The 13,430-nt window shown below is 64.4% G+C and carries 9 protein-coding genes, 1 pseudogene and 4 riboswitches; of the genes and pseudogenes, 5 read left to right on the plus strand and 5 right to left on the minus strand.

All coding sequences use genetic code 11. The annotated features are described in order from the left end of the window. Nucleotides 1-29: 29 nt before the first annotated feature. The 5 genes from LDO29_RS04990 to LDO29_RS05010 all read right to left on the minus strand — a co-directional run bounded on the left by LDO29_RS04990 (nucleotide 30) and on the right by LDO29_RS05010 (nucleotide 7,546). Nucleotides 30-1,358, minus strand: a complete 1,329-nt coding sequence (locus LDO29_RS04990; RefSeq protein ID WP_224078685.1) for a hypothetical protein — start codon at nucleotides 1,356-1,358, stop codon at nucleotides 30-32. A gap of 39 nt (nucleotides 1,359-1,397) precedes the next feature. Further along, nucleotides 1,398-3,071 carry a dynamin family protein gene (locus LDO29_RS04995; RefSeq protein WP_224078686.1) on the minus strand — a complete coding sequence of 558 codons (1,674 nt, stop codon included), beginning with the start codon at nucleotides 3,069-3,071 and terminating at the stop codon, nucleotides 1,398-1,400. Between the two features lie 20 nt (nucleotides 3,072-3,091). After that, nucleotides 3,092-4,612, minus strand: a complete 1,521-nt coding sequence (locus tag LDO29_RS05000) for a MutS-related protein (protein ID WP_224078687.1) — start codon at nucleotides 4,610-4,612, stop codon at nucleotides 3,092-3,094. Continuing rightward, entirely contained in the window at nucleotides 4,609-6,237 is a 1,629-nt protein-coding gene (locus tag LDO29_RS05005; RefSeq protein WP_224078688.1) for a MutS-related protein, read from the minus strand. The genes LDO29_RS05000 and LDO29_RS05005 overlap by 4 nt, the downstream gene beginning before the upstream one ends. 261 nt (nucleotides 6,238-6,498) lie before the next feature. Next, nucleotides 6,499-6,566, minus strand: a riboswitch (Fluoride riboswitch). Nucleotides 6,567-6,670: 104 nt separating this feature from the next. After that, nucleotides 6,671-7,546 (minus strand): prenyltransferase/squalene oxidase repeat-containing protein, encoded by an 876-nt coding sequence (locus tag LDO29_RS05010; protein WP_224078689.1) that lies wholly within the window; start codon nucleotides 7,544-7,546, stop codon nucleotides 6,671-6,673. 190 nt (nucleotides 7,547-7,736) lie between these two features. Then, nucleotides 7,737-7,810, plus strand: a riboswitch (Fluoride riboswitch). Nucleotides 7,811-8,058: 248 nt separating this feature from the next. On the opposite strand from LDO29_RS05010, the pseudogene eno reads away from it, so the two are divergent. The 5 genes and pseudogenes from eno to LDO29_RS05035 all read left to right on the plus strand — a co-directional run bounded on the left by eno (nucleotide 8,059) and on the right by LDO29_RS05035 (nucleotide 13,407). Beyond that, nucleotides 8,059-9,361 (plus strand): annotated as a pseudogene (eno, locus tag LDO29_RS05015) (phosphopyruvate hydratase). A gap of 61 nt (nucleotides 9,362-9,422) precedes the next feature. After that, nucleotides 9,423-9,513, plus strand: a riboswitch (Fluoride riboswitch). A 76-nt stretch (nucleotides 9,514-9,589) separates the two neighbouring features. Beyond that, entirely contained in the window at nucleotides 9,590-10,915 is a 1,326-nt protein-coding gene (locus tag LDO29_RS05020; protein ID WP_224078691.1) for a voltage-gated chloride channel family protein, read from the plus strand. Between the two features lie 193 nt (nucleotides 10,916-11,108). Next, entirely contained in the window at nucleotides 11,109-11,453 is a 345-nt protein-coding gene (locus LDO29_RS05025) for a DUF190 domain-containing protein (RefSeq protein ID WP_224078692.1), read from the plus strand. Between the two features lie 42 nt (nucleotides 11,454-11,495). Next, nucleotides 11,496-11,556, plus strand: a riboswitch (Fluoride riboswitch). A 216-nt stretch (nucleotides 11,557-11,772) separates the two neighbouring features. Then, on the plus strand, nucleotides 11,773-12,972 hold the full coding sequence (locus LDO29_RS05030; protein WP_224078693.1) for a cation:proton antiporter: 1,200 nt from the start codon (nucleotides 11,773-11,775) through the stop codon (nucleotides 12,970-12,972). 12 nt (nucleotides 12,973-12,984) lie between these two features. Next, the gene (locus LDO29_RS05035) at nucleotides 12,985-13,407 is read left to right on the plus strand and encodes a universal stress protein (protein ID WP_224078694.1); all 423 of its coding nucleotides are present in this window, start codon (nucleotides 12,985-12,987) and stop codon (nucleotides 13,405-13,407) included. The last annotated feature ends 23 nt before the right edge of the window (nucleotides 13,408-13,430 follow it).

Genomic DNA, 13,430 nt, shown 5'->3' on the forward strand with positions numbered 1-13,430 from the left:
TGGTCTGGAGCCTCCCTGGCGCTCTCAGCCTAGCCCAGACACCGGTCTCCGGAAAAGCGATGCACTGCGGCGCGCCAGGCCTGCACTGGCGCCGCATCCAGTTCCTCGCGAAGCCGGTCCAGCCGCGCGCGCTGGTCGGCCGCCAGCCACGTCCTGACGACGCCGTCGGCGGCCAACGGAAACACAAATGCGAAGTGCTTCATGCACAAGCCATGGCCGGCCGCGAAAACCTGCCTCCACCGGGACTCCTGCAACAGCGCGAGCAATGTGCTCGCGGCGCGGTCCAACGCCACCGCGCCGCGTTCGCAGCCGGGGCACCGCGCGGGCTTCGCGTCGCCCTTGCGCCGTGGGGCCGCCTGCCTGGGCAACCAGCGTGCACGCGGCAGGCGCCGGCGCGCGGAGGCCGCTGGCGGCGCGAGGCAGCTCTCCACCGAGTCGATGTCCTGCTGCAGCCGCACGCCCGACGCGTCGAGCGCATGCCTTGCCATTGCCATCTCGAGTCCAGGCATCTCCAACTCGAGGACAAGAGCCATATGCACGGCGCAGGTCGGGAACACCAGCCACCCACCCTCGCCAAATCGCAGGGCAAGGGTGACATCGTCCAACCACCGGCGCGTTGCCGCATCCTGCCAACGGCAGAGCGGACAGGCGTCCGGATGGCCGATCAGGTCAGCCATTCCCGCGCTGGACATCGCCTCGCCCACCGGGGAAATGGTGCCTCGCCCGGCGTCGTCGCAGCGCATGCGGCGAACCTGATCGCCCACCAGTCTTGACACGAGGCTGCGGCACGGGCTGCTACCCGCAGGAGCCGTCTCGGTGCCAAGAACGAGAGTCAGCCGGTCCGCCTCCCGGCCCAGCCAGCGCCCGCACCCGGCCAGCCAATCCGTTTGCGCGTGCGGCGTCATGGTCCGCCCTATCGCCAACTGATGATGGAAGCACATGCCATCGTGACTCGCCGCGCTCGCCAACGCCGCATCGCCTCCCATCTTCGTGAATTCGCGTGCCACTCTCTGCCGCTCGTACCGGCAAGCCGGGCAAGCAGTGCCAGCGCCGAACACCATCCGCTGGAATATGTCTTCATGGAAGAACGCTTCGTCGAGCAGCCGTTGAACCAGCACGACGCCGCGGCCAAACACTGTGGCAACCGGCGACGCTAGTGACGGAATCCGCGACAACCGCGCCGCGTGTCGCGCGCAATAGCCGAGCGAATCCGCGATGGCTTCGCCGGTGCCCAGCATCTGCGCCTGACCATGAAACGCACGCCGGAAATAGTCGCCACCGGCCTGCGAAGCGGCGAGGCAGAGATGGCAGCCCGCATCCGGCATCACCGGATCGCAGTCGCACAGCACGGCGCCCAAACCAGCTCGATGACAAGACGCGTACACGGAACCTCCCGCTCAGAGCGACTCTTCATCCATTCCGGACATGCGCATGTTGCGCTGTCCGGCAAGCACCGCGATCGCGGACTGGGCAGCGCGCGTCTCTTCGTCGCTTGCGAGGCCGCGGTGCAGCGCATCGAACTTGGTGGCATAGCGGCGCATGTCCTCCGCCAGCCGGTACAGCAGCGCGGCCTCACGCGAGAGCACCCTTCGACGCAGCGCGGGGTCCGCGATCGCGGCAAGCAGCAGGCGATGATGCGACAGGCAGATCGCCGAAAGCGTGTCGATCGTTCGATCGGGATCGGCTTGCAGGCGTCGGACAACCGCATCGATCGCGTGGTGTTCGGCGCGCGCGCGTACCGTGCACAGCATGCAGGCACGGCCGGTCATCGGAGGGCGGGAGTCCGGGTCCGTCTGGCTGGAAACCGGTACTGTTTCCAGCAGCCGCTCCGAGAGCCTCTCCAGCAAAGGCGAATAGGCGATGCACGTGCCGCGCGGCGACGCGAGCCCCCAGTACTGCCATGTATGCAGATCGCAGAAGCCGCCCTGTTCGGCGTGCCGCTGCCGCACGGCCGCGTCGGTGAGCAGCTCGTACTGGAACCTGCACAGGTAGTCGAAGCACTGCTTGCCGACATGTGCGCAAACCTCGCAAGGCGCCGGCGCGCGTGCGGACCCCGGCGGTTGCGCTTCGGACTCTGCAATTGCCGAGCGGCGAGCGCCCGCCGGCTGCTCATCCGCGATCCGCTGCGACAGCGCATAAAGCTGCTCCCGCAGCCGGCTGGCAGCCGTCGCGGGCAACAGTTCGCCAGCGGCATCCTCGATGCGGTCGCAGAAGCGCAGCAGGAATTCGTCACGCTTCTCGTCGACGAGGAACCGGACCAGCGCGGCTTGCAGTTCCGGCAGTCCGCTGGCTTGCAGGCCGCCGGCATCGTGCGCAAGACAGGCTGCCATGGCATCGCGCGCCGAGATCGAAAGCACATGAGGTTCCTCCATACCGGCCTCGACACGGAGCTGGTCCTGCACGTAGCGCAGTGCTTCGTGACGGTCGGCCTCGCACACCACGTCCTGCTTGTTCAGCGCGACGAAGATGCGCTTCGCCGCCGACCTGGCCATGCGGGCGATGCGAAGCTCCTCGGCGGAGAGCGGACTGTCGTAGCTCGTGACGAGCAGGAAGGCATCGGCTTCCGGCAGGAAGTCCTCGGTGGTGCGCGTGTTTTCCCAGACCGGCGAGCCGAGGCCAGGCGTGTCGATGAAATGGAAGCCACGCCGGAGCAGTTCGGCATTGAGCCGGATCTCCGCGGTACGGATGCGTTTGGCATTGCCGGGATTGCGTTGCTGCGTGACATATTCCGCCAGCGCATCGAGCGCGATCTCCAATGGCGGTCGCCGCGCTTCCTGATAGCTGACGATGGCGCGCTCCGGGCTGCCGTAGGCGACGGTCGTGATGACCGATGTTAGCGGGAGGATGCCGACCGGCAAGCGCTCCGTGCCGAGCATCGCGTTCATCAGCGACGTCTTGCCACGGCTGAAGCGGCCGACCACCACCAGGTTGAAGCGGTCCTCCGCCAGCCGCGCAAACAGTTCCCGCACATGATCCTGGCTGCCGGGTGCCGACTTCTCCGCCTCGACGGCGAGCGCACGGAGCAGCTCGGCGAGGTCGAACTTCACACGTTCGTAGTCCCTAAGGTTCATCTTCACTCGCGGCAGACAAACTAGCCCTGCCCACTGTTGACGCCATCCACCAAAAAGACTTCCCGGTACAGATCCTCGCCGTAGCTCGTATCCAGCGGTTCGGCCAGTACCAGCCTGAAGGTACGCGAACCATCGGGTCTGCGCTCCGCCCGGAGAAAGAGCGCCGCGTCCGACAGGCTGGTCGCAATCCCGTGCGCGAAGTCATACAGATGCGTGACGAAATACACCTTGATGTCGTGACTCAGCAGCGCCTTGACGACTTGACGCGCGACTTCGGAACCCTCGCGCTCATTCGTCGAAGCAAAGGACTCATTGAAGAGCACCATCGCGTTGGGCCGGATTGCATCGACGATTCGGCTCATCCGTCTCAGCTCCTCGTCGAACTTGCCGCTTGTCATGGTGTTGTCCTCTTCGCGCTTGTAGTGCGTGAAAACGCTCGAGCAAAGATCCGCGGTGAAGGCATTCGCGGCAACGAACATGCCGCTCTGCATCATCAGTTGCGCCAGCCCGATGCTGCGCAGGAAGCTGGACTTCCCGCCCTGGTTGGCGCCGGTGATCATGACCAGCGCGCGGCTGCCGACATCAACGGTATTGCCCACGACAGACCGCCCCATCTGCAACGCCAGGCACGGATCGTACAGGCCATCGAAGCGTTGCGCATGGCGGCCGGCCTCGCCCGGCACGGGAAAGGCCAGCGGCGCGCCAAGCGCAGCAAGGCGTTCCCGCAGATTCAGGCAGCCGACGTAGAACGCCAGCTCCGTGCGCAGCATTTCGAAGAAGTTGAGTATGTGTTCGGTCGACTGCGCCAGCGCGTTGGCGACCAGATTGAGCCCCTGGTCCCGCAACTGTGAAAGCGCCCTCGCCCCGGTTTCGTCACGATCCGCAATTCGGAACGTGTAAGCCGGTGGTCCCCTGCGCAGCAGCCTGGCCAGCCAGGCCGGGCGGGTGTCCCTGGGCAGGCGAAGCACGTAGCCGGTGCCGTCGTTGCCCTGTCCGAGGCGGGCACTCTCGAGCACGCCGCTCTTCAGTTTGAGCACGGACAGGTGGTGCTCGATCTCGTCGAAGTACGCATCGCCAAACTCCGCCTGCAGCATCGCCAGCAGCGAAGAAAATCCGGCCGATGAGAACGCGCCGAGGTGCAGGTCCGCGATCTGCCGCACTGCCTTCAGTACCTCAAGCAGCATCTGCATCAGCTCCATGGAGCCGTGCAGGATGCCTGACGGGTAGTTCATGAACACGCCGAAGTAGTGCTTGCGCTTTCCTTCGAGCGCGACGCCCGCGAGCCGGTACAAGTCTCTCGTTACCGCGGGATTCCGCATCGCATCCCGGAGAATGGCCTGTCGATACAGGATCGTGCCGCCATCATTGCCGAGGCTGTCCATCAGGGCGGACAGCGCCACGTTGCAGATGAGTTCGTCGTCACCCGCCATGGCGTCCAGCAGCGTATCGAGTTCCAGGTCGCCTCTCACGTCCGACTGGTATGGCGCCAGTGCAGGGAGCAGTTCGAAGTCGCGGTCATGGTGCATCAGGCAGGCTTTCATGGCTGGATCCGCTCCCCGATCTGCTGGCAAGTCACCCGGTACTTTTCGGCAAGCGCCATGGCATAAGCCAGGCCGTCCGCCGGCCGCCGCTCAACCTTGTAGGTACGCACGGCCGGATCCGCGGGATCCACCGCGCTCACGAAGCTGGCCATCTTCCCGTTCAGCGTTGCGAGTTCGCTGAGAAAGGTCACGCAGACACCGAGCACGTCAAGCGCGGAGACCTGTTCCAGGACCCTCCTGCCAAGGAAGACCGCATCCTTCAGTGTCGTGGACGAAAAGATCTCGTTCATGATGATGAGGCTGTCCGGCGTCGCGGCCTGCAGGATGCGCCGTATGCGGACCAGGTCGTCCTGCAGCTTGCCACGCAGGCTGGTGATGTCCTCCTCGCGCTCGAAGTGCGTGTAGATGGCGTCGAACAGGAACAGCCGTGCGTCTTCGCCGGGCACGGGACAGCCCAGGCAGGCCAGGTAGTGCAACTGGCCCACCATGCGGGCGAAGGTCGTCTTGCCGCCCTGGTTGGGCCCCGAAACCACAAAGATGCGCTCCGGCTCGTGCAGGCAGAAATCGTTGGGGACGATCGGCTGGCCGGCGCCGACGAGTTTGTCCGCCAGTGCCAGGTCGAACCCGCGCATGCACCGGATTTCCTTGGATTCGGTCAGCAGCGACGGATAGCAGAACGGCAGTCCGGCTTGCCTGAACCGCGCAAGGTAGCGCAGATAGGCCACGTAGAACTGTATCTCGCGGTCAAAGCGTGCGATCTGCGGGTCCACGAAATCCGCATGCGCCGCGCAAAAGTCCTGGAGCGCACTGAAGACTTCGGGAAACAGCAGTGCGACACGATCCGCGATCTGTGCCTCTATGTGGCCCATGCCACCGGGACTCGGAAACCGCACGCGGTAGTCTTTGACGGCGCGGCGCCGGAACTTGTCAAAGGTGGCTTCCACTGCGGCGCTGTAGTCGATTTCGCCGTCATATCGGCGCACGGTGATACTGTTGCCATGGATCAGAAGACAGTACCGGACGGCCGACAGATCGCCCTTGAGCCTGTCCACCCCCGAGACCAGTGCCTGGAAGGCATCTGACCGGACGTGGCCGGCAAGCCAGGCGCCGGCCGCCCGCAGTCCGCGCGACCTTGGCGCCAGCTGCAGCAAGGTTTCCGACAAGCGCAGGACGGACCGGCCATAGGTATCGACGGCCTCCAGAAGCCACCAGGCCTTCTCCCATTGGTAGTACAGCTTTTGCGCCAACTGCCGCTGCTCGCGCACAGTGTGCATGCTCTGGCAGAAGGCGGTGATGGCCTGCATGGTGGCCCTGGCTTCCAGGTCACGCATGATTTCCTGCCGATAGGCGATGTCGCCGGCATCGCGCAACGGAACGTGGAAGTACGGCGTCAGATCGAAGTCCTGGCACTCCGCCGCAATCGCCTTGACGATGCGATCCAGCAACAGGTCTGGAAAATGCGTGGGCGCTTCCCGCGGCTCCGGCCCGACCGCATTGCGGGGATTCGTGCAAAGCACGCTTTCGAAATGCGGCGCCTGTCCATTCCTGACGTTGGCCGGCGGCCCCTCTTCTGACGGCATTGGGCGGCCGCCGTCGTCCGCCGCATCAAGGTTGTCACGCCACATCGATGATCTCCCATACGGTCATCGATGGCGGCATGGGCGCCGAGCACGATGCTTCACCACAAAATACGCGTGTGCGCGCGACGCAAGCGTCGCGTTCCCGATCGGGCAAGAAGGTATGGGACGATGAAAGCGGTGGCGGCCGAAAACGCATGACGCTGAACTCCGAACGTAACGTCCAGATGTCAGCCGCGTCATACCGGATGGCCGCGACAGGAGGGCAGGAAGGCACTTGCCTCGACTACGCCTACACACCTGGACTCAGGTTGTGCAGGCATCATCAGCCGGGGCGGCGGTTCGTCGAGCGGGAGGATGCCTTCTCCTCTTTGCAATATATGACGAACGCCAGGTCGCGGCAAGCCACGAGGTGTCCCGCCCGGCACCGTGCGCAGACGGCGCGGCGCCACCAGCTTCCAGTCGTTGTCAGATCGGCAAGTCAGGCGTCTCGCAACGCCAACGCTTCCTCATCCCAACCGCCTTGCAGGCGGCAAAGGATCCAGACCGCACGATAGGTCAGCTCCATATCAGGCAACGCCCCCGGAGCGCGCGCGAATCCTCCCTTCCCCGTCTGGCATGCAAGCACATAGACCAAGGCCTGGCGCGGGTACCGGACCGGCGTGTCCAGCAACTTGCAACAACGCACGCCGGCGAAGACCGCGTCGAGGTTGAGCAAGATGCTGCCCGCGACACCGGTGAAGCCGTAGGAGGCAACTTGCAAGCGATCGACGAAATCGCGCGTTGCGTCCGAAGCCCGCTCCTTGCCGCAACAATGCAGGATGTCGAGGGCCAGCCACGTATCCCAGAGATTGGGGCGTACGCCATAGGCGCCCTCGAAGCAGGTGGAAAGCACCTGTGCCCGTACGGCCGCTGCGTCTGGAAATCGCGCGAAAGCGTGCTTCAGGCGGGCAATCGCGCGGGTTCGGGTGAGCCAGCCGGCAAGCCTCGGGGTACCCGCTAGCGGTGCCGGCGAGATTGTCAACGCATCGATGCTGTCCAGTGTCATGGGGTCCGGCTTCCAGCCGGGTTCCAGGCAGCGCCAGGCCAGTGCGCGGCAGTAGCACTGCGACGGCTGTGTGACATTGTCAAAGGACTCGAGGAAGCTGAGCACCTGTTGCCGGTGCGGGACCGATTCTCCCTGCAGCATCAGCCCACGCACTGCGCAATAGGTGTCGGCAAGGTTGGGCTGATCCAGGAACGGGGTGCGATAGAAGCAGAAGCCGCCGCTGGCCGATTGCCTGCTGGCAAGGTACGCTGCCGCAGCCTGCGCAACACCGGAGAAGTCAGCGGCCGCAAGCGATCTTGAATCCTTCATGGCTACGTCCTGGCTGCCATATGGGTGCCCTGTGGCCAGTATAGAAAACACACAGGCCTCGACCCGGAACACAGGACAACCGCGCCATGCTGGCCTATCGACGACCCACTTCACGCATGAAACGGGTTCCCGGAGTCCCCCCGCCGAATGATGCAGCCTTGCCAAAATCGGAAGGCGTAGTCCAGAATGGTATCAATAGGGAGATGGCATTCCTCCCCCAACCGCCGAGTCCATCACCATTCGGCTGATGATGCCTGCGAGTTCCTGGTCCGGGAGCGCCGTGGGGTCACGATCTTGCGGCAATCCGCCGCCCAGGCCTGCCGGTTCTGGATCTGGTTGTCTCCATCATGAAAGAAGTCCCCAGCTAGCAGACGTCCCTGTGCGTCTGGCTTGACCTATCACGCGATCATTGCCGTCCGCGCCATTGCCCTGTCGCCGGCCAGCAGTGATTTCCCCGAGGAACCGTACGGTGCATGCCGCGCGGGGGGACAACCGCGCCCGGGAGATGCAAGATGGATCTCAACCGCATTTCCACCATCACGGCCGACGAACTGCTGGATTCAAGAGGCCTGCCGACGCTTGAGGTTACCGTGGTATCGCGCGGTGGCACGGCGGGATCGGCGATGGTGCCGTCTGGCCGCTCGACCGGACGATTCGAGGCCGTCGAGTTGCGTGATGGCGATGCCGCCCGCTTTGGCGGGCAGGGTGTACTCAAGGCGGTGGAGCACGTAAAAGGGGAAATCTGCACGGCCCTGCTCGGCATGCCTGTCGACAACCAGGCCGCCATTGACCGCACGATGATCGAGCTCGATGGGACCGGCACCAAGGCACGACTGGGCGCCAACGCGACCCTGGGTGTCTCGGTTGCCTGCGCGCGGGCGGCGGCCAGCCTGCACGGACTTCCGCTCTACCGGTATCTCGGCGGTGCCGGGGCACGCGTACTTCCCGTTCCCATGTTCAACGTGCTGAATGGCGGCAAGCATGCCTCGCAGGGTACCGATATCCAGGAGTTCAAACTCGTGCCGGCCGGTGCGCCGTCCTTTCGGGAGGCGGTCCGGTACGCGGTGGAAACCTATCACGCCCTGGGCGAGATCCTGAAGGACCGTAACCTGCCCACCAACGTTGCCGATGAAGGCGGCTATGCTCCCGGCTTGCCTGCCAACGCCGCGGCCATGGACGTCATCATGCTGGCCATCGAGCGGGCCGGATACCGGCCGGGCGAGGATATCTTCATCGGGCTTGATCCGGCAGCAACGAGCTTCCATCATGACGATGCCTACCGGCTGACGCGCGACAACCTGACGCTGTCGACGCCGGAGATGATTGCCTACTGGAAAGACTGGCTCGGCAGGTACCCGCTTATCTCCCTGGAAGACCCGCTGGCCGAGGACGACTGGCTGGGCTTCGCAGCCATTACCGCAGCGCTTGGCGATAGCGTGCAGATTGTCGGCGACGACCTGTTCGTGACCGATTCGCGCAGGCTCGCCCGTGGCATCCGCGAACACTGCTGCAACAGCATCCTGATCAAGCCGAACCAGATCGGCACGCTGACCGAGACTTTCGAGACGGTACGGCTGGCCAGCCGCGCAGGTTATACCTGTCTGGTCTCACACCGCTCGGGGGAGACCGAGGATGCGCTGATCGCGGACCTTGCCGTTGCACTAGGCACAGGGCAGATCAAATCAGGCGCACCGGCGCGCGGCGAACGGGTGGAGAAATACAACCGGCTCATGCGCATCGAGCGCGAACTGGGGGCACGATGCCATCCATCCGGGGAGATCGGCCTTTCCCGTACATGGAGGCGCTCTGCACTGATATGCCCTAACAAGCACCTGTCACTGAGACTTGTCCGAAATGCGCGAGTCGGGCACAATGGCGCGCTTGCGGAGATGGCATTCCTCCCTTAACCGCCGCCCGGTTCGCACGTACCTCTCACGCGCCGGCCGGCTGATGATGCCTACAAGTTCCTGGACAGGGAAGTTGTAGGCACACGTCCATACGGCGTCCTGCCGTCCAGGTTTGAGTTCTTCGAATCTGGTCATCATGAAGAAAAAATACGCTCCACCGGAGCAACTGGCCATGCTGCCGTACCTCGGCCGCTGGCTGTTTCTGGGCGCGCTTGTCGGCATTCTGTCCGGCGCCGATTCGGCCGCGCTGCTGCTCGCCCTCGACTGGGCGACCGATACACGCCATGCACACCCGTGGCTGCTCTGGCTGCTGCCGCTGGCCGGCCTGTCAGTCGGCCTGATCTATCACTACATGGGACAGTCGGTCGAAGGCGGCAACAACCTGCTGATCGACGAGATCCACGACCCCAAGCGCATCGTCCCGAAGCGCATGGCGCCGATGATCCTGCTCGGCACCGTCATCACGCACCTGTTCGGCGGCTCCGCCGGGCGCGAAGGCACCGCCGTGCAGATGGGGGGCAGCTTTGCCGACTACCTGACGCGGCTGTTCCGCCTCGACAGGGACGAGCGCCGCATCCTGCTGATGTCCGGCATCAGCGCCGGCTTTGCCTCGGTCTTCGGCACACCGCTGGCCGGCGCGGTCTTCGGGCTCGAGGTGCTGGCCATTGGCAGGCTGCGCTATGACGCCATCCTGCCGTGCTTCGTGGCCGCCATCATCGGCGACCTGGTACCGCCGCTGCTTGGGGTTCACCACACGCACTACGCCATCCCCTTCGTTCCGCAGCTCGGGCCATTGACGCTGGGCGCTGCCGTCATTGCCGGAATTGCCTTTGGTGTCGCCGGCATGGCGTTCGCGGAAGGCACGCATCGGCTGTCCCGCGTGCTGAAGCGCAGGATCGCGTTCGGGCCGCTGCGTCCGTTCCTCGGTGGGTGTGTGGTGGCCGGCGCCGCCCTGCTGCTCGGCACGGACAAGTATCTCGGCCTGGGCATCCCGACCATCGTCGATGCATTCCGGCAGCCACTGCCGGCCTACGACTTCGCGGGCAAGGCCGCCTTCACCGTGATGACGCTCGCTTCCGGCTTCAAGGGGGGCGAAGTCACCCCGCTGTTCTACATCGGCGCCACGCTCGGCAATGCACTCGGCTACGTCCTGCCGCTGCCGTTCCCGCTGCTGGCGGGGCTGGGCTTCGTGGCCGTGTTCGCCGGCGCGGCCAATACGCCGATCGCCTCGACCATCATGGCAATCGAACTGTTCGGGCCGGAGGTCGGCACGTTCGCCGGCATCGCCTGCGTCGTGAGCTACCTGTTCTCGGGCCACACCGGCATCTACCACGCGCAGCGCGTCGGGCACGCCAAACGCCTGCGCGTTCCGGAAGGGCTGAGGCTGTCCGACGTCCCCGCATTCCAGCAGCGCCAGCAGCAAGCCGCGCTGACCGTCCCCACTGAAGAAGGTATCCGTTGACGATGGGCAAGATCATGTCGCTCAGGCTTTATTTCCATCATTTCAATGCGAAGAGCCCTCTGGCCGCTCTCATGCGCTGCTCCGCTACCGGGACAAGCTTCGTGCAAGGCTGGCTCAGGACATCACTCGACTGAGTCCACACTGATCAGGCGCCTGCTCGTGCGGACGCCAGTGGGGCGCAGCAGGAGGCATCATGGAACGCGGTTATCAAGTCACATTCTTTACGCAGCACGACCGCAAGCACGGTGAAAAGCCGCTAGCGGAGTGGCTGCTCGACACGTTGAAAGGCATGGGAATTCAAGGCGCCACCTTGATGGTATGCGCCGAAGGCGTTGGGCATCATCATCAGCTCCACACTTACCATTTCCTATCGCTACAGGACCAGCCGGTCGAAGTCAGCATGGTGGTCAGCGAGACGGATTGCGAGCGCGTGTTAGGGCGGCTGAACGAAGAGGAAGGCCTCGCTCTGTTCTACGCACGCACGCCTGTCGAGTTCGGCAACGCAGGTGGCGCGAATGAGGTTGCAAGTGGCCCTTGAGCGCCGGCGATTCGCTTGCGCGCCGATGTACCGGCTCCTATCCTTCAAGCAGGAGATGACATCCTCCTTGAACCGCCGCCAGGCTAATGATGTCTGCCTCGCCCACCATTGGGCATGCAGACGCTTTTAGACGCCTCCGGGCCGGTGCATGCCCTTCGTGAACAAGAAGGGGACATGCGCCATGGCCACACTCCTCATCCCCATCCTGCTCCTCTGCGACCCGCTCGTCGTCTGCGGGGGCATCGCATTCACCTTTGCACAGCACGCAACGTGTACGCCACGTCCGGCAACCCGGAACGGCAAGCGCTAGGGGCCGATCATGGAATCCATCTGGCCGGTTGCCGCGCTCTGGCTGGGCCTGGCGCTTATCGCCACACTGCTGTCGATCTGGCTGCGCGTCGCCACCGCGCTCTCGGAAATCGTGGTCGGCACGGTTGCTCAACTGGTGATTGGCGCCTTGATTGGACGCAGCCTCCTGCAGACCGACGCTTCCTGGATACAGTTCTTGTCCGGTACGGGCGCCATCGTGCTGACGTTCCTGGCTGGTGCGGAGCTGGACCCCGCCGTCTTCCGCCTGCGCTGGCGCGAGGCCTCCGGCGTCGGGCTGATTGGCTTCCTGATCCCATTCCTGGGCTGCTTCGCCGCCGCGAAGTTTCTCCTGGGCTGGTCCACGCCGGCGAGCTGGCTGGCAGGGGTGGCGCTGTCAACCACGTCCGTGGCAGTCGTTTATGCGGTCATGCTCGAGTTCGGCCTGAACAAGACCGACTACGGCAAGACGCTGCTGGCAGCATGCTTCGTCAATGACCTGGGTACCGTGCTGGCGCTGGGCTTCATCTTTTCGCCCTTCACATGGCGCACGGCAGCGTTCTTCTGCGTTGGCCTGGTAGCGTTTGTCATCCTGCCCTGGCTGACACCACGCTTCTTCCGCTGGTATGGCGGCCGGCCATCGGAACTTGAAGCCAAGTACCTGCTGCTGGTGCTGTTCGCGCTCGGTGCGCTGGCGACCTGGGCAGGCAGTGAAGCCGTCCTGCCGGCCTACCTCGTTGGCATGGTGCTGGCCGGTACGGTTGGCAAGGACCATGCCCTGATCCGGCGCCTGCGTACGCTTACTTTTGGGCTGTTGACGCCCTTTTACTTCATCCGTGCGGGTTCCTTCGTCTCGGTCGATGTTCTCCTCACGGCGCCGCTCGCATTTGTCATCCTCCTTGGCGCCAAGGTCAGTACCAAGTTCGTGGGGGTCTATCCCGCCGCACGGTTCTATGGCTCAGGCACCCGGGAATCGCTGTACACCACCTTGCTGATGTCGACCGGGCTGACATTCGGCAGCATCTCGGCGCTCTTCGGCCTGACGCATGGCGTCATTGACCAAGCCGAGTATTCGTATCTCGTTGCCACGGTAATCGGCAGCGCAGTCGTGCCAACCCTGGTCGCCAATGCCTTCTTCCTGCCACGGCACCTGATACAGCGGGAAGGGAAACACGTCTCGCAGCAAGCGGCCGAGGCCCCTGCGGGTGACTGATGGAGGTATGCCATGTTCTCCAGGATTCTCGTTCCATACGATGCGTCGCCGACCGCCGACAAGGCCTTCGAGATGGCGCTCAGGCTACTGGCAGGAAAGGAGAAGGATGCGATCCTGCATGTCCTGTCTGTGGCGCGTCCCCCCGAGATTGCCGAGGACGTGGGCACGGAGGCCGAGCTCGAGCACGCGCGAAGCTACTACTCAAGCCACTTCGCCGCGCTTGGGCGACGGGGCAAGGCGCACGGCATCGCGCCCGATTTCCATGTACGTGTGGGACATCCTGCCGAGATGATCGTGGAGTACGCCGACAAGGTGGCCGCCGAGGTCATCGTGATGGGGCATCGCGGCCGCAGCCCGATCGAGCGCTGGCTGGTGGGTTCGGTGGCCCGGGCCGTCATTGACCATGCGAACTGCCCTGTCCTCGTCGTCAGATAGTTTTTCTCGCCCCACAGGAGACC

Origin of the sequence: Cupriavidus laharis (assembly GCF_914271435.1) — a bacterium.
Taxonomy (GTDB): Bacteria; Pseudomonadota; Gammaproteobacteria; order Burkholderiales; family Burkholderiaceae; genus Cupriavidus; species Cupriavidus laharis.

What these genes read in the sequence shown, in the direction of transcription:
- LDO29_RS04995 (WP_224078686.1), bottom strand. Translation starts at nt 3,071, where the DNA reads ATGAACCTTAGGGACTACGAACGTGTGAAGTTCGACCTCGCCGAGCTG.
- LDO29_RS05000 (WP_224078687.1), bottom strand. Translation starts at nt 4,612, where the DNA reads ATGAAAGCCTGCCTGATGCACCATGACCGCGACTTCGAACTGCTCCCT.
- LDO29_RS05005 (WP_224078688.1), bottom strand. Translation starts at nt 6,237, where the DNA reads ATGTGGCGTGACAACCTTGATGCGGCGGACGACGGCGGCCGCCCAATG.
- LDO29_RS05010 (WP_224078689.1), bottom strand. Translation starts at nt 7,546, where the DNA reads ATGAAGGATTCAAGATCGCTTGCGGCCGCTGACTTCTCCGGTGTTGCG.
- LDO29_RS05020 (WP_224078691.1), top strand. Translation starts at nt 9,590, where the DNA reads ATGAAGAAAAAATACGCTCCACCGGAGCAACTGGCCATGCTGCCGTAC.
- LDO29_RS05025 (WP_224078692.1), top strand. Translation starts at nt 11,109, where the DNA reads ATGGAACGCGGTTATCAAGTCACATTCTTTACGCAGCACGACCGCAAG.
- LDO29_RS05030 (WP_224078693.1), top strand. Translation starts at nt 11,773, where the DNA reads ATGGAATCCATCTGGCCGGTTGCCGCGCTCTGGCTGGGCCTGGCGCTT.
- LDO29_RS05035 (WP_224078694.1), top strand. Translation starts at nt 12,985, where the DNA reads ATGTTCTCCAGGATTCTCGTTCCATACGATGCGTCGCCGACCGCCGAC.